Source organism: Pseudomonas sp. NPDC089996 (assembly GCF_044748405.1).
Classification (GTDB): domain Bacteria; phylum Pseudomonadota; class Gammaproteobacteria; order Pseudomonadales; family Pseudomonadaceae; genus Aquipseudomonas.
Window position 1 is genome coordinate 56,457 of record NZ_JBIVGA010000017.1, and the last position, 22,107, is coordinate 78,563.

Genomic DNA, 22,107 nt, shown 5'->3' on the forward strand with positions numbered 1-22,107 from the left:
AGGCGATTCCCGGCTATCGTCATTCACATGAACGACTATGTGCTGATCCTGGCCAGCGCTGCGCTGGTCAGCCACCTGCTCTTGCAACAACAACCCTTGAGTCGGCTGCGCCTGCACGTGTGCGGCCTAGCAGGTGCCCTGTCGATTGCGCTCGGGGTCGCCGGCGGGCAAACACTCGAACGACTGATCGTAGCGCCCTGGCATCTGCAGAATTTGCGCCTGTTCCTGCTGCTGCCCTGGCTGGCGTTGCTGGCGTGGGGCGTGCCGCAGGTGCTGGCAAGGCTACGCCCGCAGTGGCCCACCGGGCGCCTTGCGCTGCCATTGCTGGGCAATGCATTGCTGCTGGGCCTGGCGCTGCAAGCGACGGAGAAGGGCGCCACCGCCAGCGCGACGTTGAGCGGGGGACTGTTGGCCGGCCTGGGCTTCTGGCTTGCGCTGGTGCTGTTCGACGACCTGCACCAGCGCAGCCAGCATGCTGAAGTACCAGCCGTGCTGCGCGGCCTGCCCATTACCTTGATCGGTACGGGTGTCATGGCCCTGGCGTTCTCGGGTTTCAATGGGCTTTTCACGCAATGAAGCTGATTCAATCTGATCCACGCTTGCGCAACGCGATGGGCCTCGTGCTGCTGGCCTCTACCCCCGGCTTGCTCGTGTCGTTCTGGACGCAGGGCTGGGGCGTGCTGTTCAGCCTTTTGCTGTGCAGCTGCAGCGCATTGGCCTGTGAAGCGGCGTTACTGGCCGTGCGTCGCCAGCCTGTACTGCCGGCATTGAACGATGGCAGTGCCCTGGTGACTGCCGTGCTGCTGGCCATCGCCCTGCCGGCCGCGGCGCCTTGGTGGCTGCCGGTCACTGCGGCAGGCATTGCCATTGGCGTCGGCAAGCAGGCATTCGGCGGCGTGGGTCGCAACCTGTTCAACCCGGCGATGGTCGGTTACGCCTTTGTACTGCTGAATTTTTCATTGCAGATGACCCACTGGCCCGGTCAGGCCCTGGGCTTTGTCGACAGCCTTCATCTGGTGTTCGGCGATGGCCCCCAGATCGATGCATGGGCCGGGCCGACCCTTCTCGATGGCCTGCGCCACAATCGCAGCCTGACCATCGACGAGCTATTCGCAAGCCACCCAGGCTTCGGCAGCGTTGGCGGCCGCGGCAGCGAGTGGGTCAACCTGGCGCTGCTGTTCGGCGGGCTGTTTCTGTGGTTGCGCAAGGTCATCAGCTGGCATGCCCCGGCAGGCTTGCTGAGCGGTCTGTTGCTGTTCAGCCTGCTGGCCTGGAATGGCGCAGGCTCCGACTCCAACGGCTCGCCACTGCTGCATCTGTTCAGTGGCTCAACCATGCTCGCGGCGTTTTTCATCGCCACGGAACCGGTATCCGGCCCCAAGGCCAACCTGGCCAGGCTGCTGTTCGGTTTTGGCGCTGGCGCGCTCATCTACCTGATTCGAACCTGGGGCAGTTACCCGGACGGCACGGCCTTCGCCATCCTGTTGATGAACCTGGCGACGCCCGCTCTGGATCGGTTGGTCTTGCGCGACCACCAGGTCTTGCCATGATTGCGCCCATTCGCAGCACCTTGCTGCTGGTGGCCATCGGTGGATCGGCTGTAGCGCTGAGCTTGGCCTGGCAGCACTGGACCGGCCCGGCCATTGCCGATGCCGAGCGCCAGTTGCAGGCAAGCCGGTTTCTCGCAGCCCTGCCGCCGCAAAGCTACGACAACCAACCGCTGGACACTGCATTGCCATTGCCAGCCGATCAGCCACTACATAGCAAGGTACTCGCTGCCTACCGCGCAACCCACGGCACTTCGCCCACCGCCGTCGTACTGGTGAGCCAGGTACAAGGCTATGCGGGCCCTATCAGGCTGACCATTGCCATCGACGCCGATGGCCGCCTGATCGGTACTCGAGTACTCGAACAGCAGGAAAGCCCTGGGCTGGGCGGCCAGGTTGCCGACCCGCAGTCTGGCTGGCTGGCACAGTTCGCCACGCATGGCCTTGGTGATCACTGGGCGATCAGGCGCGATCATGGCGACTTCGACCAGCTGGCCGGTGCTACCGTTACCTCTCGGGCAGTCATCGAAGCCCAGCAGGAAGCCTTGCGTTATTTCGACCAGCATCGCAGCGAACTGCTCGGAGCTCCCGACCATGAATAGATTCTGCCTGCTGATAACCAGCCTGGCTCCGCTGCTCGGCGCGACCCGAACCTTTTCCCAGGCTGCCGCCATCGGCCTGTGCATGCTCGTGCTGCCTCTGCTTCACCAGGGCTTGCTAAGCCCGCTGCGGGCCACACTCAGCGGCGTCAGATACTGGCTGGCAAGCCTCCTGCTGCTCGCTGCGCTTGCCTCATGCCTGCAACTGGCGTTGCGTGCCTGGGCATTGCCATTGGCGCTGACGCTTGGCTATTTCCCGGCGCTGGTCTGTCTGCAATGCCTTGCCATCGACACGCTGCTGCCAAGAGAAGGGCGCTGGCGGAAGCTGTTGCTTCATCTGGCTGGCCTGCTGCTCGCCTGCCTGCTGCTGGGCGCCAGTCGCCAATGGCTGGACCAGGTCGCAGGCATGCACCTGGTCAACCTGCCTTCAGGTGCGCTGCTACTGCTCGGCGGGCTGCTGGCCTTGTACAATCGGCTACGTCCCGCCCTCACTCGCCGTCAAGGAAAGCGTTGACCCCATGAATGCCGCCAAACGCCTGGAGATCTTTCGCAGGCTGCACGAAGACAATCCCGACCCGAAAACGGAATTGGCTTACACCTCCCCTTTCGAGCTCCTGGTTGCCGTGACGCTCTCCGCGCAGTCCACCGATGTCGGCGTCAACAAGGCTACCGCGCGCCTGTTCCCGGTTGCCAACACACCGCAGGCCATCCATGCGCTCGGTGTCGAAGGGTTGAGCGAATACATCAAGACCATTGGCCTCTACAACAGCAAGGCCAGGAATGTGATCGAAGCGTGCCGGCTGTTGATCGAGCGCCATGACGGCGAAGTCCCAGATACCCGGGAAGCACTGGAAGCGCTGCCAGGCGTCGGTCGCAAGACCGCCAATGTGGTGCTCAACACCGCCTTCCGCCAGCCGGCCATGGCCGTGGACACGCACATCTTCCGGGTCAGCAACCGCACAGGCATCGCACCTGGCAAGACCGTGCTCGAAGTCGAGAAGAAGCTGCTCAAGTTCGTTCCCAAAGATTACCTGCTCGACGCCCACCATTGGCTCATCCTGCACGGGCGCTACGTTTGCCAGGCACGCAAGCCACGTTGCGGCAGTTGCCGAATCGAAGACCTGTGCGAATACAAGCACAAGACCTCCGACGATTGAGCCGATAGCAAAAACAGCGGCATGTGATTGAAAAAATCTTTTTTACCGCACTCCGCTTTCTCGCTATAAGGACGGCCAATGGCCCTTTGGCTTGGAGCGACTCATGAGTACCGATAAAGACGAACTGTCGATCGAAGATGACTTTGCCACCGCTGACGACGAAGCAGAGCCCCAGGTGGAAACCGCGAAGACCAACCTGAGCAAGCGTCGCACCATAGACAACCTCCTCGAAGAGCGGCGCCTGCAACGGCAACTTGCCGATTTCGACTACGACCTTTGACGTCACGCCAGGCCGCCTTCACGGAGGCCTGGTGGATTGCTGTTTCAGTTCAGGCCATGACGCCGGGCCAGTTCGATCAGGTCCACCAGCGAGTGGGCATTCAGCTTCAGCAGCAGGCGAGTCTTGTAAGTGCTGACCGTCTTGTTGCTGAGGTACATGCTGTCGGCAATCTCCTTGTTGGACCGCCCTCGTGCAAGCTGCTGCAGCACCATCATCTCCCTTGCCGACAGGCGATCGACCATTTCCGCCTCGCTTGCCCCCCCCACCCGGCCACGTGACTTGTGCAGTGCCTGGTTCGGGAAGTAGCTGTAACCAGAGAGCACAGCCTTGATGGCACTGAGCAGTTCGGTAAGCTCCTGCTGCTTGCACACATAGCCTGAAGCTCCCGCCTGCATGCAGCGCATGGAGAAATGCCCGGGCGCCTGGGAAGTCAGTACCAGAACTCGGCTACCAGGGCTGGCCGCAGCCATGCGAGCAATGACCTCCAGCCCGTCGAGTTTGGGGATGCCGATATCGAGCACGACGACATCGGGAAGGTGCTCTCGGGTGAGCTGCAAGGCCGCTATGCCGTTGTCGGTTTCCGCGACAACATCGTACCCGTGCCGCTCCATCAGCATGCGTACTGCCAAGCGTATGACCGGATGATCATCCACGATAAGGACTTTATTCATGCGATATCCATCATTCGTTATTCTGCTTTGACGACGCTCACCATAACCGAGCAGAACACTCAATGGCGCGTCGTTTACCCGCGCAAATAGCCGAATAGATGAACCCTACGTCGGTTTGGGAATTTTCCTACAAAAAAAAATTTACAGCCTTCTCAGCAATTTTGATTAAAAGCATGGAAGTGGGCAACGATCGATTCGCTCAATTCATCAACCCGTTGCCAGATGCCTTGACCCGGAAAAAGTCCGCAGTTTAGTTGAGGCGCTCAGTCGGTTATTGATAGGCAAAACATGCAGGAGGCATCAACATGACCGATAACCAACCTGTAGCCCCGTTAACGATAATCGCCATCTTCGCTGGCATCATCGAAGCTTCAGCCTTGGCAACCTTGCCTTTTCTCAGCGAGAAAAGTCAGACCTACTACACATGGTTCCTGGTAGGGTTTCCATTCTTCCTGACTGCTCTGTTCTTTCTCACCCTGAATTTCAACTACAAGTCGTTCTACAAGCCTGACCCGGCCGAGCAGAAAAGAACGCCCGAACACGCGACGCATCCCGGCGCGCAGGAAACCGTAACCATGATGTTTTCCGGCCCTGATGCGCAGAGCCTAATTCGACAACAAGTGATGCAAGCCATTGCCCAGCCACATAGCGAGAACAGGCACTGGCGCTTGTGCGATCTGGATCTGCATCAATGCGTCGTTCTTTCGACCACCCGCTTACCTGAGGAATCACGCCATGGGCATTGATAGGAGCAGGTTCGAAAAGAAAAAAAAACCCCGGCCAGAGCCGGGGTTCATTTGCCAGTTCAACCAGATGCTCAGAGCATCCCACGGCCCTTGTTGGCAGCGATGCGCATGCGCAGCGCATTGAGCTTGATGAAGCCAGCGGCATCGGCCTGGTTGTAGGCGCCGCCGTCTTCTTCAAAGGTCGCGATGTTGGCATCGAACAGCGAATCGTCCGACTTGCGGCCGACCACGATGACGTTGCCCTTGTACAGTTTCAGGCGCACGACACCATTCACGTTGACCTGCGAAGCGTCGATCATCTTTTGCAGCATCAGACGCTCCGGGCTCCACCAGTAGCCGGTGTAGATCAGGCTGGCGTACTTCGGCATCAGCTCGTCTTTCAGGTGAGCGACTTCGCGGTCCAGGGTGATCGACTCGATGGCACGGTGGGCCTTGAGCATGATGGTGCCGCCAGGGGTTTCGTAGCAGCCGCGGGACTTCATGCCCACATAACGGTTTTCCACGATATCCAGACGGCCGATACCGTTGGCGCCGCCGATGCGGTTCAGCTCGGCAAGCACGGTGGCCGGGCTCATGTCGACGCCGTCGATGGCGACGATGTCACCATTGCGGTAAGTCAATTCGATATAGGTAGCCTGGTCCGGGGCGTTCTCTGGAGAGACGCTCCAGCGCCACATGTCTTCTTCGTGCTCGGTCCAGGTATCTTCCAGGACACCGCCTTCGTAGGAGATGTGCAGCAGGTTGGCGTCCATCGAGTACGGCGACTTTTTCTTGCCGTGGCGTTCGATCGGGATACCGTGCTTCTCGGCGTAGTCCATCAGTTTCTCGCGGGACAGCAGGTCCCACTCACGCCATGGGGCGATGACCTTCACCCCAGGCTTGAGCGCGTAAGCACCCAGCTCGAAGCGCACCTGGTCGTTACCTTTACCGGTAGCGCCATGGGAAATGGCATCGGCGCCGGTTTCGTTGGCGATTTCGATAAGGCGCTTGGCGATCAGCGGGCGAGCGATGGAAGTACCGAGCAGGTACTCGCCTTCGTAGACGGTGTTGGCGCGGAACATCGGGAAGACGAAATCACGCACGAACTCTTCGCGCAGGTCGTCGATGTAGATCTCTTTTACGCCCATCGCCTGAGCTTTGGCGCGAGCCGGTTCGACTTCTTCGCCCTGACCCAGGTCAGCGGTGAAGGTCACCACTTCGCAGTCGTAGGTATCCTGCAGCCACTTGAGAATCACCGAAGTATCAAGGCCGCCGGAATACGCCAGTACGACCTTTTTTACGTCCGCCATGCCATCACTCCACGGGGTTGTACGGAAAGGGGTCGATTCTACCGGCCTTGCGCGTAAATTTACAGTGGGGCGACAGCTTGTGACGACAAAGCGACAGTTAGTGTCAGCGGCGCGACGCGGGGAAGATTACCACACGGCTTTTGCGGTGAGGGGTTCGCCACAACGTCTTCAGAGCGCTTTCGCCCCCGGTGCGGCGGAAGCAGCCGGCGGATTAGCAGGCGCGCTCGGAGCCACCGGAGCCGCTTGTTGCACCGGCTGAGCAGCGGGCTTCTCCACCTGCGCCACCCGATCCAGCTCGATATTCACCCGCCGGTTCCGCGCCCGATTGGCCGGGCTGTTGTTCTTCACCAGCGGATACCGCTCGCCATGGAAGCGCACGACCATCTGCTCTTCCGGCACACCATGGGCCTTGAAGTAGTCCGCCACAGCCAAGGCGCGGCGCCGCGAAGCGTCGCGGTTGGTCAAGCGATTGCCGCTGTTGTCGGAATGGCCGTTGAGCTCGATGTGGTTCACCGTCGGGTCGGCCTTGAGGTAATCGAGGATCACATCCAGCCGCGCACGTGCATCAGCGTCCAGGTCGAAGCCACCGCTGGGGAAGCCCACCTGGGTCTGGCGCACCTGGTCGTAGTTCATCGGCAGCATCTTGCCGGCACAGGCCTGATAATCGCTGTAGGCCTTGGCGAAGCTGACCGGCAACACCCGGACCTCCATCGCCCGCCCACCTTCCCCGGTGTAATTGCGCACCACCGTGCTGCGGCCATCGAGCAAGCCATTGATCAGCCGGCTGGCCTGGCTCTGCGACGAGCTGAACAGTACACCGCTACGGGCCATGCGCACGGCGCCGAGGTTCACATCACCACGACCCGGCTGCCAAGGGGCGGCGGCCGCCAGCAAAGTGGCAGAACCCGAGCCCAGCACGTTGCTGCTCGAGCGCAGCTGGAATACCGGCTGCTCACCGGCCCTGCGCACGAACTCTCCACTGCCGAAACCGTCGATCGGCTGGATCAGCCGACACTCGAACTGGTCACCCTCGACCTTCCAGGCGACATTCTCCATGCGGGTCTGGAAGGTCAATGCACCCACCGGCAGGCTGGCGACAAGGGTCAACAGGGCTAGGTAACGCTGGCGCACAGGCGGCTCCACAAATTCTGACGGCTTACAGGCAGGCTATCGGACGCTTGCCGAAAAACTTGATAGCCGTGCTCGGCCCGGGGTTTTCCGGTAGCATTGGGGCCTGAGTTCGACCCGCCTGGAATTCCCAATGTCCGATCGCCTGACCCTCCTGCGCCCCGACGACTGGCACATCCATCTGCGCGATGGTGCCGTCCTGCCCCATACCGTTGGCGATGTGGCGCGTACGTTCGCCCGTGCCATCATCATGCCCAACCTGGTACCGCCGGTGCGCAATGCCGTCGAAGCCAGCGCCTACCGCGAGCGCATCCTTGCTGCCCGCCCGGCAGGCAGCCGCTTTGAACCGCTGATGGTGCTGTACCTCACCGACCGCACCAGCCCCGAGGACATCCGCGCGGCCAAGGCCAGCGGCATCGTGTACGCAGCCAAGCTGTACCCTGCCGGCGCCACCACCAACTCCGATTCCGGCGTTACCAGCATCGACAACATCTTCCCGGCCATCGAGGCGCTGGCAGAAGTCGGCATGCCGCTGCTGGTGCACGGTGAAGTGACCCGCAGCGAGATCGATGTATTCGACCGCGAGAAACGCTTCATCGACGAGCACATGCGTCGCCTGGTCGAACGTTTCCCGACCCTTAAAGTGGTGTTCGAACACATCACCACCGGCGATGCCGCGCAGTTCGTCACCGAGGCCCCGGCCAACGTCGGCGCCACCATCACTGCCCAGCACCTGCTGTACAACCGCAACCACATGCTGGTTGGCGGTATCCGCCCGCACTTCTATTGCCTGCCGATCCTCAAGCGCAACACCCACCAGGTGGCACTGCTGGACGCGGCCACCAGTGGCAACCCGAAATTCTTCCTCGGCACCGACTCGGCACCGCACGCCCGCCACGCCAAGGAAGCCGCCTGCGGTTGCGCAGGCTGCTACACCGCGTACGCAGCGATCGAGATGTACGCCGAAGCGTTCGAGCAGCGCAATGCGCTGGACAAGCTGGAAGGGTTCGCCAGCCTGCATGGCCCGGCTTTCTATGGCCTGCCCGCGAATACCGACACCATCACCCTGGTCCGCGAAGAATGGACCGCTCCGGACAGCCTGCCGTTTGGCGAGCAGACCGTGATCCCGCTGCGCGCCGGTGAGAAACTGCGCTGGCGCCTGCTGGAGGACAACGCGTGAGCGAAGACCTCTACGAAGACGACCAGGACGGTCAGGGCGGCAGCGGCTCGCGCCACCCGATGGCCGAGCGCTTCCGTGGCTACCTGCCAGTCGTGGTGGACGTCGAGACCGGCGGCTTCAACAGCGCCACCGACGCCCTGCTGGAAATCGCCGCGGTGACCATCGGCATGGACGAGAAAGGCTTCCTGTTCCCCGAGCACACCTACTTCTTCCGGGTAGAACCGTTCGAAGGGGCCAACATCGAGCCGGCCGCGCTGGAGTTCACCGGCATCAAGCTGGACCACCCGCTGCGCATGGCGGTGAGCGAGGAAAGCGCGCTCACCGACATCTTCCGCGGTGTGCGCAAGGCGCTGAAGGCCAACGGCTGCAAACGGGCGATCCTGGTCGGCCACAACAGCAGCTTCGACCTTGGCTTCCTCAATGCTGCGGTAACGCGTAACGATATCAAGCGTAACCCGTTCCATCCGTTCTCCAGCTTCGACACCGCCACCCTGGCTGGCCTGGCGTATGGCCAGACCGTACTGGCGCGGGCGTGCCAGAGTGCCGATATCGACTTCGACGGGCGTGAGGCGCATTCGGCGCGTTATGACACCGAGAAGACGGCCGAGCTGTTCTGCGGCATCGTCAACCGCTGGAAAGAAATGGGCGGCTGGCGCGACTTCAACGATTGACCTGAAAAGCTTCGCGGGCACGTCGGATCGCCGCACCGCCGCTCCCACAGGGATCGCACAATGCCAAAGGCCTGTGGTGTACCTGTGGGAGCGGCGGTGCGGCGATCCGACGTGCCCGCGAAGAGGCCGGCACAAGCTGGCACAAAAAAACCGGCCTCATGGGCCGGTTTTTTCATGCGCGTGGCAATTACAGCTTGCCAGCGTTCTCGCTCAGGTAAGCAGCAACGCCTTCTGGCGAAGCGGTCATGCCCTGGTCGCCTTTTTTCCAGTTGGCAGGGCAAACTTCGCCGTGCTCTTCGTGGAATTGCAGGGCGTCGACCAGACGCAGCAGCTCGTCCATGTTACGACCCAGTGGCAGGTCATTGACGATCTGCGAACGGACAACACCGTTAGTGTCGATCAGGAAGGCGCCACGGAAGGCTACGCCGCCTTCGGACTCGACGTCATAGGCCTTGCAGATTTCGTGGGTGATGTCGGCTGCCAGGGTGTACTTGACCTGACCGATACCGCCGGCGTTGACCGGGGTGTTGCGCCATGCGTTGTGGGTGAAGTGCGAGTCGATCGAAACGCCGATCACTTCAACGTTGCGCGCCTGGAAGTCAGGGATGCGGTTGTCCAGGGCGATCAGCTCGGACGGGCAGACGAAAGTGAAGTCCAGTGGGTAGAAGAACACCAGGCCGTACTTGCCCTTGATGGCCGAAGCCAGGTTGAAGCTGTCGACGATCTCGCCGTTGCCCAGGACGGCTGGGACGGTAAAGTCGGGGGCTTGTTTGCCAACGAGTACGCTCATTGTAATCTCCTGATGAGGGTGAAGAAATGTTTGCCGGGCCAAGGCAGGCCTGCCCGACATCCAACAAAGGCCGACCATCATACACGGCTTCTGATGACAGGCCGAATTCCAACCGCCGGTCGCTCAAGCACGCCCCTTTGCATCAAGTGTTTTGACAAGCATTCTCATTACCATTACTCTCCAACCATCGACTCAACCAGCGATGGTCAGCCCTTATGTATGTGTGTCTTTGTGTCGGCGTTACCGACGGACAGATCCGCGATGCGATCTATGAAGGATGCTGCAGCTACAAGGAAGTTCGAGCCGCCACCAATGTCGCCAGCCAATGCGGCAAATGCGCATGCCTGGCTAAAGAGGTGGTCCGCGAGACCCTCACCAAGCTCCAGGTGAGCCAGCAGGCCGCCCTGCCCTATCCGGTAGAATTTACTGCCGCTTGATATCGCCGAATTTGAAGAGCCGGACCTCGTGTCCGGTTTTTTTATGCCTAAAATTCAACAAGTTAGCGCTCCAACGCGGTTCACAAACATTCTTATTCCTATTAATTTTCACTTATTATTCAAGAACTTAGGTTTGACAGCCCTAAGTATCAGGCTCAAACTTCTCTGTATTGGCACACTTCTACAGGGCAGGAACCCGCAATGAAAGGCGACGTAAGCGTCATCCAGCATCTCAACAAGATCCTCGGAAACGAGCTGGTCGCGATCAACCAGTACTTCCTGCACGCACGCATGTATGAAGATTGGGGTCTGAACAAGCTCGGCAAGCACGAGTACAAAGAGTCCATCGACGAGATGAAGCACGCTGACAAATTGATCAAGCGTATTCTCTTCCTCGAAGGCATCCCCAACGTTCAGGACCTGGGCAAGCTGCTGATTGGCGAGCACACCAAAGAAATGCTCGAGTGCGACCTGAAGCTCGAGCAGAAGGGCCTGGTCGACCTGAAAGCAGCCATCGCCCACTGCGAAACCGCCGGTGACTTCGGCTCGCGCGACATGCTCGAAGACATCCTAGAGTCCGAAGAAGAGCACATCGACTGGCTGGAGACCCAACTCGGCCTGATCGACAAGATCGGTATCGAAAACTACCTGCAGTCGCAGATGGGCGAAGAATAAATATTCGAGCCATAAAAAAACCCGCGATCAGCGGGTTTTTTTTGGCTGACTGAAAGTCAGGCTTCGGAAGCCTTGGCCTTGGCGGCCGCGTCCTTGATCAGGGTCTGCAGCTCACCCTTCTCGAACATTTCCAGCATGATGTCGCTGCCGCCAACCAGCTCACCGGCTACCCACAGTTGCGGAAAGGTCGGCCAGTTGGCGTATTTTGGCAGGTTGGCGCGGATTTCCGGGTTCTGCAGGATGTCGACGTAGGCGAACTTCTCGCCGCAACCCATCACAGCTTGCGATGCCTTGGCCGAGAACCCGCACTGCGGGGCATTCGGCGAGCCTTTCATGTAAAGCAGAATGGTGTTGTTGGCAATCTGCTCTTTGATCGTATCGATGATATCCATGTAGCACCTCAGCTGAACTTTCCGACGCGGTCGTCGGCACGGTGACGCATTGTATCGGAAAGGCAAGCAGCGTGCTCGGCCTTACCGTTGCTCAGGCCGCCTCGACCTGCACGGGTACGCCATTGAGCGCTGCATTGCCGGAAACCTGGTCACGCAAGCGTTCATCCGTGAGATCGTTGGCACTCACTCCCGCTTGCGCCTGGGCGACCTGCAACTGCACGCCCTGGCGGCCATGACCGAAGCCATGGGGCAGGCTGACCACACCGGGCATCATGTCTTCACAGGCCTGCACCTCGACCTCCAGCATGCCGGTGCGCGAGTGGATACGCACACGCTGGCCATCCTGCAACTGGCGCTGCTGCAAGTCCTGCGGGTGCATCAACAGTTGATGCCGCGGCTTGCCTTTGACCAGGCGATGGAAGTTATGCATCCACGAGTTGTTGCTGCGCACATGACGGCGGCCGATCAGCAGCAACTCGCCCGGCGCGGGTGGCGACTGCCGGGCCAACCGCTGCAGGTCATCCAGCAGCACCTGTGGCGCAGCCTCGACGGTTTTGCTGGCGGTGGCCAGGCGCGCTTCCAGGTTGGCGCGTAGCGGCCCCAGATCAAGTCCGTGGGGGTGCTCGTCCAGGGTTTTCAGCGACAGATTCCAGGCGGTGCTTTCGCCATGGCGCCCCTTGCGCAGGGCCAGATCGATCATCTGTGCCGGTGGCCAGGTCGGTTTGAGTTCAAGTCCGGCGCGTTTGGCGAGTGCCTGCGCCAGGCCGACAAAGATCTCCCAGTCGTGCAATGCGCCCTCAGGCTTGGCCAGGATGGCACGATTGAACCGGGTCACGTTGCGCACGGCCAGCAGGTTGAAGGTACTGTCGTAATGGTCGTTTTCCAGCGCCGAAGTCGACGGCAGGATGAGGTCGGCGTGGCGGGTGGTTTCATTGATGTAGAGGTCGATACTGAGCATGAACTCAAGCCCCTCCAGCGCCGCATCCAGCTGCCGACCATTGGGCGTGGACAGCACCGGATTGCCGGCTACCGTCACCAGGGCGCGCACCTGGCCCTCCCCGGGGGTCAGCATCTCTTCGGCCAGGGCTGCCACTGGCAGTTCCCCGCCATACTCGGGCAGGCCCGATACCCGGCTCTGCCAGGCATTGAAATGGCCACCTGAAGTGGTCGCCACCAGGTCGACCGCAGGTTCGGTACACAGCGCCCCACCCTCCCGGTCAAGGTTGCCGGTCACCAGGTTGATCACTTGTACCAGCCAGTGACACAGCGTGCCGAACGCCTGGGTCGAGACCCCCATGCGTCCATAGCAGACCGCCCGGTCTGCAGCGGCAAACTGCCGTGCCAGCTGGCGTATCTGGCTTGCGGCAATGCCGCAGTGTGCACTCATCAACTCCGCACTGAACGGCAGGATCGCCTCTCGCACTTGCTCCAGGCCGCTCACCGGTAAATGCGAGCCGCGCGCGAGATCCTCGTCGAACAGCGTGTTGAGCAGGCCACAGAGCAAGGCAGCATCACCACCGGGCCGGATGAACAGGTGCTGGTCGGCCATGGCGGCGGTTTCGCTGCGCCGGGGATCGACCACCACCAGGCGACCACCGCGCCCGCGCAGGGCCTTCAGACGCTTCTCCACATCTGGCACGGTCATGATGCTGCCATTGGAGGCCAGCGGGTTGCCGCCGAGGATCAGCATGAAGCCTGTGTGGTCGATATCCGGGATTGGCAGCAGCAGGCCGTGGCCGTACATCAGGTGGCTGGTCAGGTGCTGTGGCAACTGATCGACCGACGTGGCAGAGAAGCGATTGCGGGTCTTGAGCAGGCCAAGGAAGTAGTTGCTGTGGGTCATCAGCCCATAGTTGTGCACGCTCGGATTGCCTTGATAGACAGCCACCGCATTGCGCCCGTGGGCCTGCTGGACCGCCCAGAGCCTGTCGGCAGCCAGGGCAAAGGCCTCGTCCCAGTCGATCGGCTGCCACTCGCCGCCTACGCGCCGGTGAGGCTGTCGCAGGCGGTCGGGATCGTTCTGGATGTCCTGCAGGGCCACCGCCTTGGGGCAGATGTGCCCCCGGCTGAACGGGTCCTCGGGGTCGCCCTTGATCGAACTGATCAGCGCCCGCCCATCGTCTTCATGGCTGACTTCGATGTTCAGGCCGCAGATCGCTTCGCACAGGTGACAGGCACGGTGATGCAGGGTCTTGGTCATGGCCGCCTCTGCCTTGTTGTTGTCAGGAGTCTTCGAGCAACGACTATGCCCGCAGCCCTTGCCCCCGGCCAGCGCGCTTCGCGGCGTGAATCCCGCGACATCAGGCGCACGATTCACCACAGGCATTTGCCAAATTGCCGACAAGCCGTGTACAACCTTCTGTAGCAAATAAAAAACAGCTCGGGCTCGGGGTCAAGACACCCTTTGCAACATCCTTGGAGACGAGCCGCTGTTTCCCCTCTTGGTTTCAGGCGACATTTAATTATAGTATTGCGCCTTTCCCCATTTCGTCCGCCCCGTGCGGCTTACGCCGCAGGTCACTCCCGTTGTCAAAAAAAACCATACGGTCGACCTGCATACCGTTGCAGATAAGGTAGTCAATCATGAGCGCTAGGCACTTTCTCTCCCTGCTGGATTTCACCGCCGACGAATTGCTCGGTGTGATCCGCCGAGGCATCGAGCTGAAGGACCTGCGCAAGCGAGGCGTGCTGTTCGAACCCCTGAAGAACCGTGTGCTGGGCATGATTTTCGAGAAGTCTTCGACCCGTACCCGCGTGTCGTTCGAAGCCGGCATGATCCAGCTCGGTGGCCAGGCCATCTTCCTTTCGCCCCGCGATACCCAGCTGGGCCGTGGCGAGCCGATCGGTGACAGCGCCATCGTGCTGTCGAGCATGCTCGACGTGGTGATGATCCGTACCCACGCCCACAGCACCCTGACCGAGTTCGCCGCCAAATCCCGGGTACCGGTGATCAACGCCCTGTCCGACGAGTCGCATCCGTGCCAGCTGCTGGCCGACATGCAGACCTTCCTCGAGCACCGCGGCCCGATCCAGGGCAAGACCGTGGCCTGGATCGGCGACGGCTTCAACATGTGCAACTCCTACATCGAAGCGGCCAGGCAGTTCGATTTCCAGCTGCGCATCGCCTGCCCCGAAGGCTACGAGCCCGATCCACGCTTCATGGCCCTGGGTGGCGACCGCGTGCAGATCATCCGCGATCCGCAGGAAGCCGTGCGTGGTGCGCACCTGGTCACCACGGATGTCTGGACTTCCATGGGTCAGGAAGAGGAAACTGCACGGCGCCTGGCGCATTTTGCGCCTTACCAGGTCACCCGCGCGCTGCTCGACCTGGCGGCACCCGACGCCCTGTTCATGCACTGCCTGCCCGCCCACCGGGGTGAGGAAATCAGCCATGACCTGCTCGACGACCCTCGTTCGGTCGCCTGGGACCAGGCTGAAAACCGCTTGCATGCACAGAAGGCCCTTCTCGAATTCCTTGTAGAACCGGCTTACCACCACGCATGAGTCAACCCCTACTGCTCAACCTGCGCAACCTCGCCTGCGGCTATGGCGACCAGCGCATCGTCCAGAACCTCAACCTGCACCTGAACGCAGGCGACATCGGTTGCCTGCTGGGTTCCTCGGGTTGCGGCAAGACCACTACCCTTCGCGCCATCGCCGGTTTCGAGCCGGTGCACGAGGGTGAGATCCAGCTGGCCGGCGAAGTGATTTCCCGCGCGGGCTTCACCCTGGCGCCGGAGAAACGCCGCATCGGCATGGTGTTCCAGGACTACGCCCTGTTCCCGCACCTGACCGTGGCGCAGAACATCGCGTTCGGCATCGCCAAACACCCGCGCCAGGCCCAGGTGATCGAAGAGATGCTCGACCTGGTCAAACTCGGCGGCCTCGGCGGGCGTTACCCGCACGAGCTGTCGGGTGGCCAGCAACAGCGTGTCGCCCTGGCGCGTGCGCTGGCACCTGAGCCACAACTGCTGCTGCTCGACGAGCCGTTCTCCAACCTCGATGTGGAACTGCGCCGACGCCTGAGCCACGAAGTGCGCGACATCCTCAAGAGCCGTGGCACAAGCGCCATCCTGGTCACCCATGACCAGGAAGAAGCGTTTGCGGTCAGCGACCACGTCGGTGTGTTCAAGGAAGGCCGGCTGGAGCAGTGGGACACGCCCTACAACCTGTATCACGAACCACAGACGCCGTTCGTGGCCAGTTTCGTCGGCCAAGGCTACTTCATCCGTGGCCAGATGAGCAGCCACGAAGCGGTCAGTACCGAACTGGGCGAGCTGCGTGGCAACCGTGCCTACACCATGGCGCCGGGCAGCTCGGTGGATGTGCTGCTGCGCCCCGATGACATCGTGCCGGCGCCGGGCAGCGCGCTGCAGGCAAACATCGTGGGCAAGAGCTTCCTTGGCGCGTCGACGCTGTACCGTTTGCAGCTGCCCACTGGCAGCCAGCTCGAAGCAATCTTCCCGAGCCATATCGACCACCAGGTGGGTGAGCATGTGGGGATTGCGGTGAAGGCCGATCACCTGGTGCTGTTCCCGGTACCGGGCAGTGTCGCGACTCAACTGGCGCGCCAGGAGAACGGGGTTCGCCGCTACAGCTCGGCGACCTGATTGCACAACCCTGGGGCTGCTTTGCAGCCCTTTCGCGACGCAAGGCCGCTCCCACAGGTGATCGCAATACTCCTGTGGGAGCGGCCTTGCGTCGCGAAAGGGTCGCAGAGCGGCCCCAGCTAGTTCAGCCTCTACCAATCCCGGCAAACTTGCCCTGGGTATGCTCCGCCAGCACCACCGCCGCCAATTCGACCTCCAGCCCCCGCCGCCCGGCGCTGACATGAACGGTTGCAAAATTCTGCGCCGAATCATCGATGAAGGTACGCAGGCGCTTCTTCTGCCCCAACGGGCTGATCCCGCCCACCAGGTAACCCGTCGCCCGCTGAGCCGCAGCCGGGTCAGCCATTTCGCACTTCTTCACCCCAGCTGCATGGGCCAGGGCCTTCAGGTCCAGCGTTCCCACTACCGGTACCACCGCCACCAGCAACTCGCCCTTTTCGCTGCTCGCCAGCAAGGTCTTGAATACCTGCTGCGGATCGAGCCCAAGCTTTTCCGCTGCTTCCAGCCCGTATGACGCTGACTTGGGGTCATGTTCGTAACTGTGCACGCGATGTTCGGCGCGGGCTTTTTTCAGCAGGTCGAGTGCGGGGGTCATGCAGTGCTCCGGTCTGGGACAGGTCGCGGCTACTTTAGGGCAATTCCTACATCCCAGCCAGCCGATGACTTACGCCGCCCTCTACTTCGGGCATCAGGCATTGATACACGCGACCAAAACGTGACTACCCGTTCACTTTCGACCTTTGACATCAGCGTTTCTTGTCTATATTTTTTCGTTTCTGAATAAATGGTGCCCTTTTAAGGTGCGCTTTTTAATATCCGCCTGAGGTCACCGGGGAAAGACACCAGGCTTTGCTGTCGAGCGCTTTGCGCCTCACAACAAAAACAACGAGGTCATACATGACGACTGCTCTACGCGAACCCACACTGTCCAGCCAATGCCTGGCCGAGTTCCTCGGCACCGCCTTGCTGATCTTCTTCGGTACCGGTTGCGTCGCCGCGCTCAAAGTCGCTGGCGCCAGCTTCGGCCTTTGGGAAATCAGCATCATCTGGGGCGTCGGCGTGAGCATGGCGATCTACCTCACTGCCGGCATCTCCGGCGCGCACCTGAACCCGGCTGTGAGCATCGCACTCACCTTGTTCGCCGGCTTCGACAAGCGCAAGTTGCCGTTCTATGCGCTGGCCCAGATCTGCGGCGCGTTCTGCGGGGCGGCACTGGTCTACACCCTCTACAGCAGCCTGTTCTTCGATTTCGAACAGGCCCATGCCATGCTCCGCGGCAGCACCGAGAGCCTCGAATTGGCCTCGGTATTCTCGACCTATCCGCACCCGTCGCTTTCCACTGGCCAGGCGTTTCTGGTCGAAGTGGTGATCACCGCGATCCTGATGTCCGTGATCATGGCCCTCACCGATGACAACAATGGCCTGCCGCGGGGCGCCATGGCGCCGTTGCTGATCGGCCTGCTGATTGCCGTGATCGGCAGCGCCATGGGCCCGCTGACCGGCTTTGCGATGAACCCAGCCCGCGATTTCGGGCCAAAATTGATGACCTTCCTGGCCGGCTGGGGCGAAATCGCCTTCACTGGCGGTCGGGACATTCCGTATTTCCTGGTTCCGGTGTTCGCACCCATCCTCGGCGCTTGCCTGGGGGCCGCGACCTATCGCGGCCTGATCGCGCGCAATCTGCCGGCGGCGCAAAACGCCAGCGCCGAGACAACCGACAATCGCCAGGGCGATACTCAAGTCAACTGATGCTGGCGCCCTGAACTCCTCTTTTGCAAGGCCTAAGACCATGACAGACACCCAGGATAAGAACTACATCATCGCCCTGGACCAGGGCACCACCAGCTCGCGGGCGATCATCTTCGACCGCGATGCCAATGTGGTGGGCACCTCGCAGCGCGAGTTCGCCCAACACTACCCGCAAGCTGGCTGGGTCGAGCACGACCCGATGGAGATCTTCGCCACCCAGAGCGCGACCATGGTCGAGGCCTTGGCCCAGGCCGGCATCAGCCATGCCCAGGTTGCCGCGCTGGGCATTACCAACCAGCGTGAAACCACCGTGGTGTGGGACAAGGAAACCGGCCGCCCGGTGTACAACGCCATCGTCTGGCAGTGCCGCCGCAGCACCGAGATCTGCGCCCAGCTCAAGCGTGATGGCCATGAAGCGTACATTCGTGAAGCCACCGGCCTGGTCACCGACCCGTACTTCTCCGGCACCAAGCTGAAGTGGATCCTCGACAATGTCGAAGGAGCCCGCGAACGCGCCGAGCGCGGCGAACTGCTGTTTGGCACCATCGATACCTGGCTGATCTGGAAGTTCTCCGGCGGCAAGGTGCATGTCACCGACTACACCAATGCCTCGCGCACGCTGATGTTCAACATCCACAGCCTGCAGTGGGACGACAAGCTGCTGGAAATCCTCGGCATCCCGCGGCAGATGCTGCCTGAAGTGCGCCCTTCTTCGGAAGTGTACGGTCATACCAAGAGCGGTATCGCCATTGCCGGTATCGCCGGCGACCAGCAGTCGGCGCTGTTCGGCCAGATGTGCGTGGAGCCGGGCCAGGCCAAGAACACCTACGGCACCGGCTGCTTCCTGCTGATGAACACCGGCGACAAGGCCGTGAAGTCTTCCCATGGCCTGCTCACTACCATCGCCTGCGGCCCGCGAGGCGAGGTGGCCTATGCCCTGGAAGGCGCGGTCTTCAACGGCGGCTCCACCGTACAATGGCTGCGTGACGAGCTGAAGATCGTCAATGACGCCCTGGACACCGAATACTTCGCCAGCAAGGTCAAGGACAGCAACGGCGTGTACCTGGTCCCGGCCTTCACTGGCCTCGGTGCCCCGTACTGGGACCCGTACGCCCGGGGCGCGCTGTTCGGCCTGACCCGCGGTGTGAAGGTCGACCATATCATTCGTGCCGCGCTGGAATCGATCGCCTACCAGACCCGCGACGTCCTCGACGCCATGCAGCAGGACTGTGGCGAACGCCTGTCGGAACTGCGCGTTGACGGTGGCGCGGTGGCCAACAACTTCCTCATGCAGTTCCAGGCCGACATCCTCGGCACCTGCGTGGAGCGCCCGCAGATGCGCGAAACCACCGCCCTCGGCGCCGCCTACCTGGCTGGCCTGGCCTGCGGTTTCTGGAGCGGCCTGGAGGAACTGCGCGACAAGGCGATCATCGAGCGCGAGTTCAGCCCGCAACTGGATGAAGCGCAGAAAGAGAAACTGTATGCCGGCTGGAAGAAGGCCGTCGACCGCACCCGTGACTGGGAAGATCACGAGGTGTGAAGCAAAGGGGGCCGCAATGCGGCCCCATCGCCTACTGGCCGTAGTCCCCTTCCTACGGCATCATTGCAGAATTTGTCCGGCAGCCCCAAAGGACCGCCCATGAATCTGCCCCCACGCCAACAACAAATCCTCGAACTGGTGCGCGATCGCGGCTACGTCAGTATCGAAGAAATGGCGCAGCTGTTCGTCGTTACCCCGCAAACCATCCGACGCGACATCAACCAGCTCGCCGAACTCAATCTGCTGCGCCGCTACCACGGCGGCGCTGCCTATGATTCGAGTGTCGAGAACACCACCTACGCCATGCGTGCGGACCAGATGCGCGACGAGAAGCAACGCATCGCCGAAGCCATTGCGCAGCAGATTCCCGACCATGCCTCGCTGTTCATCAACATCGGCACAACCACCGAATCGATTGCCCGGGCGCTGCTCAACCACAGTCACCTGAAGGTGATTACCAACAACCTGCACGTGGCCGCGATTCTCGCCTCCAAGGACGACTTCGAGGTGTTGGTGGCCGGTGGCACGGTACGCCGAGATGGTGGCGTGGTAGGTCAGGCCAGTGTCGACTTCATCAATCAGTTCAAGGTTGATTTTGCGTTGGTCGGCATCAGCGGGATCGACGAAGACGGTAGCTTGCTCGACTTCGATTACCAGGAGGTGCGAGTGTCCCAGGCGATCATCGCCAATGCCCGCCAGGTGGTGCTTGCCGCCGACTCCAGCAAGTTCGGGCGCAATGCCATGGTGCGCCTGGGGTCGATCAGCCTGGTCGATTGTCTGGTGACTGACCAGGCGCCTTCACTTGGCCTGAGCCAGTTGCTGAATCAGCACAAGATTCGGCTTGAGGTGGTGTGAGGGCTGGCAGGTCCCCGCCGACAGGTTTGCAGCGCCGATAAGATCGAGCGCCGCCCGCGCGGCGCTCGATCTCACAGGCGCTACAAAACTCGAGCCGACCACCCAGAATTTTCATAAATGTTCACTTCCATGTCATCTGATCAGTTTTTTCTATAAAGACTGACTGGATAACGGCTTGCTGTTGCGCTAGTATTTTCGAAAACGAACATAAATGTTCATATTCGATTCGAACAGCACCAGGAGGCCTTGCCCGTGTCCCAGCCCGTTTCGTCCCAGCCCCCAGTCGCCGACTGCTATGACCTTGCCGTGATCGGCGGTGGCATCAATGGCGTGGGCATCGCTGCAGACGCCGCTGGCCGCGGCCTCAAAGTTTTCCTCTGCGAAAAGGACGACCTGGCCCAGCACACCTCCTCCGCCAGCAGCAAACTGATCCACGGCGGCCTGCGCTACCTGGAACACTACGAATTTCGCCTGGTGCGCGAAGCCTTGGCCGAGCGCGAGGTGTTGCTGGCCAAGGCGCCGCATATCGTCAAACCGATGCGCTTCGTGCTGCCACACCGCCCGCACCTGCGCCCTGCCTGGATGATCCGCGCTGGCCTGTTTCTCTACGACCACCTGGGCAAGCGCAAGCGCCTGGGCGCCTCGCGCAGCCTGCGCTTCGGCCCGGGCTACCCGCTCAAGCCGGCAATAACCCGTGGCTTCGAATACGCCGACTGCGCTGTCGATGACGCCCGCCTGGTAGTACTCAACGCCATGGCTGCCCGCGAGCATGGCGCCCACATCCACACCCGCACCCGCTGCCTGCGCGCCGAACGTGTGGATGGCCTGTGGCAGGTGGAACTGCAGCATGCCGATGGCAGCCTGCAAACAATCCGTGCCCGCGCGCTGGTCAACGCCGCCGGGCCCTGGGTGGCCAGCTTCATCAAGGACGACCTCAAACTCAGTGCGCCCTACGGCATCCGCCTGATCCAGGGCAGCCACATCATCGTGCCGCGCCTGTACGAAGGCGAACAGGCCTACATCCTGCAGAACGAAGATCAGCGCATCGTATTCTGCATTCCGTACCTGGACCGCTTCACCCTGATCGGCACCACCGACCGCGAATACAGCGGCGATCCGGCCAAGGTGGCGATCACCGAGCAGGAAACCGATTACCTGCTGAAGGTGGTGAACGAGCACTTCAATCACCAGCTGAGCCGCAGCGATATCCTGCATACCTATTCGGGCGTGCGCCCACTGTGCAACGACGAATCGGACAACCCGTCGGCGGTGACCCGCGATTACACCCTGGCACTATCCGCTGGCGAAGGCGAGGCACCGTTGCTATCGGTGTTCGGCGGCAAACTCACCACCTACCGCAAGCTCGCCGAATCGGCCATGGCCGAGCTGAAGCCATTCTTCGAGCACCAGCGCGGCAGCTGGACCGCCACTGCGCCATTGCCGGGCGGCGAAGACATGAGCAGCGTGCAGGCCCTGGTCGATGCATTGCTGGCTCGTCACGGCTGGCTACCCGTGGCCATTGCCAAACGCTGGGCGCAAACCTACGGTTCCCGGGTCTGGCGGCTGCTCGAAGGCGCCCAAGGCCCCGACGACCTTGGCCAGGCCATCGGTGCCGGGCTCTTTGCACGCGAAGTGGACTACCTGGTGCGCGAAGAGTGGGCGCAGTACGCGGCCGACATTCTGTGGCGTCGCAGCAAGTTGGGCCTTTTCACCACAGACCAGGAGCAGCAGGCACTGGCCAACTATCTGCAGACTGCAAGCGCGGCGACCCGCGCAGCCTGAGCGGCGCCT

At 61.5% G+C, this 22,107-nt stretch carries 24 protein-coding genes; 17 read left to right on the top strand and 7 right to left on the bottom strand.

From position 1 onward, the window contains the following. Window positions 1-27: 27 nt before the first annotated feature. The 6 genes from ACIPW4_RS23785 (at window position 28) to ACIPW4_RS23810 (ending at window position 3,583) form a co-directional block, all read left to right on the top strand. On the top strand, window positions 28-576 hold the full coding sequence (locus tag ACIPW4_RS23785) for an Rnf-Nqr domain containing protein (RefSeq protein WP_400662164.1): 549 nt from the start codon (window positions 28-30) through the stop codon (window positions 574-576). After that, a complete protein-coding gene (locus ACIPW4_RS23790; protein ID WP_400662167.1) occupies window positions 573-1,550 on the top strand; it encodes an RnfABCDGE type electron transport complex subunit D in 978 nt (325 codons plus the stop codon). Before ACIPW4_RS23785 ends, ACIPW4_RS23790 begins: the two co-directional genes overlap by 4 nt. Further along, on the top strand, window positions 1,547-2,149 hold the full coding sequence (locus tag ACIPW4_RS23795) for an RnfABCDGE type electron transport complex subunit G (protein ID WP_400662169.1): 603 nt from the start codon (window positions 1,547-1,549) through the stop codon (window positions 2,147-2,149). The genes ACIPW4_RS23790 and ACIPW4_RS23795 overlap by 4 nt, the downstream gene beginning before the upstream one ends. Then, on the top strand, window positions 2,142-2,660 hold the full coding sequence (locus ACIPW4_RS23800) for an Rnf-Nqr domain containing protein (protein ID WP_400662171.1): 519 nt from the start codon (window positions 2,142-2,144) through the stop codon (window positions 2,658-2,660). Before ACIPW4_RS23795 ends, ACIPW4_RS23800 begins: the two co-directional genes overlap by 8 nt. A 4-nt stretch (window positions 2,661-2,664) precedes the next feature. After that, a complete protein-coding gene (gene nth, locus ACIPW4_RS23805; protein WP_400662174.1) occupies window positions 2,665-3,303 on the top strand; it encodes an endonuclease III in 639 nt (212 codons plus the stop codon). A gap of 103 nt (window positions 3,304-3,406) precedes the next feature. Then, on the top strand, window positions 3,407-3,583 hold the full coding sequence (locus tag ACIPW4_RS23810) for a PA3496 family putative envelope integrity protein (protein ID WP_400662177.1): 177 nt from the start codon (window positions 3,407-3,409) through the stop codon (window positions 3,581-3,583). Window positions 3,584-3,627: 44 nt separating this feature from the next. Here ACIPW4_RS23810 and ACIPW4_RS23815 read toward each other — a convergent pair whose 3' ends face one another. Beyond that, window positions 3,628-4,254 (bottom strand): response regulator, encoded by a 627-nt coding sequence (locus ACIPW4_RS23815; protein ID WP_400662180.1) that lies wholly within the window; start codon window positions 4,252-4,254, stop codon window positions 3,628-3,630. A 305-nt stretch (window positions 4,255-4,559) separates the two neighbouring features. Between ACIPW4_RS23815 and ACIPW4_RS23820 the strand changes: the two genes are divergently transcribed. Then, window positions 4,560-5,000, top strand: coding sequence for a hypothetical protein (locus tag ACIPW4_RS23820; protein ID WP_400662182.1), 441 nt, complete (start codon window positions 4,560-4,562; stop codon window positions 4,998-5,000). Window positions 5,001-5,071: 71 nt separating this feature from the next. Here ACIPW4_RS23820 and ACIPW4_RS23825 read toward each other — a convergent pair whose 3' ends face one another. Together ACIPW4_RS23825 and ACIPW4_RS23830 are read right to left on the bottom strand one after the other, a co-directional pair. Then, window positions 5,072-6,289 (bottom strand): argininosuccinate synthase, encoded by a 1,218-nt coding sequence (locus ACIPW4_RS23825; protein ID WP_400662185.1) that lies wholly within the window; start codon window positions 6,287-6,289, stop codon window positions 5,072-5,074. 168 nt (window positions 6,290-6,457) lie between these two features. Further along, complete coding sequence (locus ACIPW4_RS23830) at window positions 6,458-7,420, bottom strand: OmpA family protein (RefSeq protein ID WP_400662188.1); 963 nt, start codon at window positions 7,418-7,420, stop codon at window positions 6,458-6,460. 130 nt (window positions 7,421-7,550) lie between these two features. Between ACIPW4_RS23830 and pyrC the strand changes: the two genes are divergently transcribed. Together pyrC and rnt are read left to right on the top strand one after the other, a co-directional pair. Then, complete coding sequence (gene pyrC, locus ACIPW4_RS23835) at window positions 7,551-8,597, top strand: dihydroorotase (RefSeq protein WP_060484000.1); 1,047 nt, start codon at window positions 7,551-7,553, stop codon at window positions 8,595-8,597. Between the two features lie 59 nt (window positions 8,598-8,656). After that, a complete protein-coding gene (gene rnt, locus ACIPW4_RS23840) occupies window positions 8,657-9,268 on the top strand; it encodes a ribonuclease T (protein WP_371922801.1) in 612 nt (203 codons plus the stop codon). 187 nt (window positions 9,269-9,455) lie between these two features. Here rnt and ACIPW4_RS23845 read toward each other — a convergent pair whose 3' ends face one another. Continuing rightward, complete coding sequence (locus ACIPW4_RS23845; protein WP_027918971.1) at window positions 9,456-10,058, bottom strand: peroxiredoxin; 603 nt, start codon at window positions 10,056-10,058, stop codon at window positions 9,456-9,458. Between the two features lie 215 nt (window positions 10,059-10,273). Here ACIPW4_RS23845 and ACIPW4_RS23850 point away from each other — a divergent pair, with 215 nt between their 5' ends. Continuing rightward, window positions 10,274-10,495: a bacterioferritin-associated ferredoxin gene (locus ACIPW4_RS23850; RefSeq protein ID WP_346614433.1), complete on the top strand. Its 222-nt coding sequence runs from the start codon at window positions 10,274-10,276 to the stop codon at window positions 10,493-10,495. A gap of 201 nt (window positions 10,496-10,696) precedes the next feature. Beyond that, complete coding sequence (gene bfr, locus ACIPW4_RS23855; RefSeq protein WP_400662192.1) at window positions 10,697-11,170, top strand: bacterioferritin; 474 nt, start codon at window positions 10,697-10,699, stop codon at window positions 11,168-11,170. A 56-nt stretch (window positions 11,171-11,226) separates the two neighbouring features. Here the strand turns inward: bfr and grxD are convergent, their stop codons facing one another. After that, window positions 11,227-11,562 (bottom strand): Grx4 family monothiol glutaredoxin, encoded by a 336-nt coding sequence (grxD, locus tag ACIPW4_RS23860; RefSeq protein WP_103449407.1) that lies wholly within the window; start codon window positions 11,560-11,562, stop codon window positions 11,227-11,229. A 91-nt stretch (window positions 11,563-11,653) separates the two neighbouring features. After that, the gene (locus ACIPW4_RS23865; protein ID WP_400662195.1) at window positions 11,654-13,762 is read right to left on the bottom strand and encodes a molybdopterin-dependent oxidoreductase; all 2,109 of its coding nucleotides are present in this window, start codon (window positions 13,760-13,762) and stop codon (window positions 11,654-11,656) included. Between the two features lie 383 nt (window positions 13,763-14,145). Here ACIPW4_RS23865 and argF point away from each other — a divergent pair, with 383 nt between their 5' ends. After that, window positions 14,146-15,066, top strand: coding sequence for an ornithine carbamoyltransferase (gene argF / locus ACIPW4_RS23870; RefSeq protein ID WP_400662198.1), 921 nt, complete (start codon window positions 14,146-14,148; stop codon window positions 15,064-15,066). Continuing rightward, complete coding sequence (locus ACIPW4_RS23875; protein WP_400662201.1) at window positions 15,063-16,172, top strand: ABC transporter ATP-binding protein; 1,110 nt, start codon at window positions 15,063-15,065, stop codon at window positions 16,170-16,172. The genes argF and ACIPW4_RS23875 overlap by 4 nt, the downstream gene beginning before the upstream one ends. Window positions 16,173-16,296: 124 nt before the next feature. Here the strand turns inward: ACIPW4_RS23875 and ybaK are convergent, their stop codons facing one another. Next, a complete protein-coding gene (ybaK, locus tag ACIPW4_RS23880; protein ID WP_400662204.1) occupies window positions 16,297-16,767 on the bottom strand; it encodes a Cys-tRNA(Pro) deacylase in 471 nt (156 codons plus the stop codon). 302 nt (window positions 16,768-17,069) lie between these two features. Here ybaK and ACIPW4_RS23885 point away from each other — a divergent pair, with 302 nt between their 5' ends. From ACIPW4_RS23885 to glpD, 4 genes are all read left to right on the top strand, one after another. Beyond that, window positions 17,070-17,921 carry an MIP/aquaporin family protein gene (locus ACIPW4_RS23885; protein ID WP_400662207.1) on the top strand — a complete coding sequence of 284 codons (852 nt, stop codon included), beginning with the start codon at window positions 17,070-17,072 and terminating at the stop codon, window positions 17,919-17,921. A 40-nt stretch (window positions 17,922-17,961) separates the two neighbouring features. Further along, the gene (gene glpK, locus ACIPW4_RS23890) at window positions 17,962-19,461 is read left to right on the top strand and encodes a glycerol kinase GlpK (protein ID WP_400662209.1); all 1,500 of its coding nucleotides are present in this window, start codon (window positions 17,962-17,964) and stop codon (window positions 19,459-19,461) included. 99 nt (window positions 19,462-19,560) lie between these two features. Further along, a complete protein-coding gene (locus tag ACIPW4_RS23895; protein WP_400662212.1) occupies window positions 19,561-20,316 on the top strand; it encodes a DeoR/GlpR family transcriptional regulator in 756 nt (251 codons plus the stop codon). A 252-nt stretch (window positions 20,317-20,568) separates the two neighbouring features. Next, a complete protein-coding gene (gene glpD / locus ACIPW4_RS23900; protein WP_400662215.1) occupies window positions 20,569-22,098 on the top strand; it encodes a glycerol-3-phosphate dehydrogenase in 1,530 nt (509 codons plus the stop codon). Window positions 22,099-22,107 lie beyond the last annotated feature (9 nt).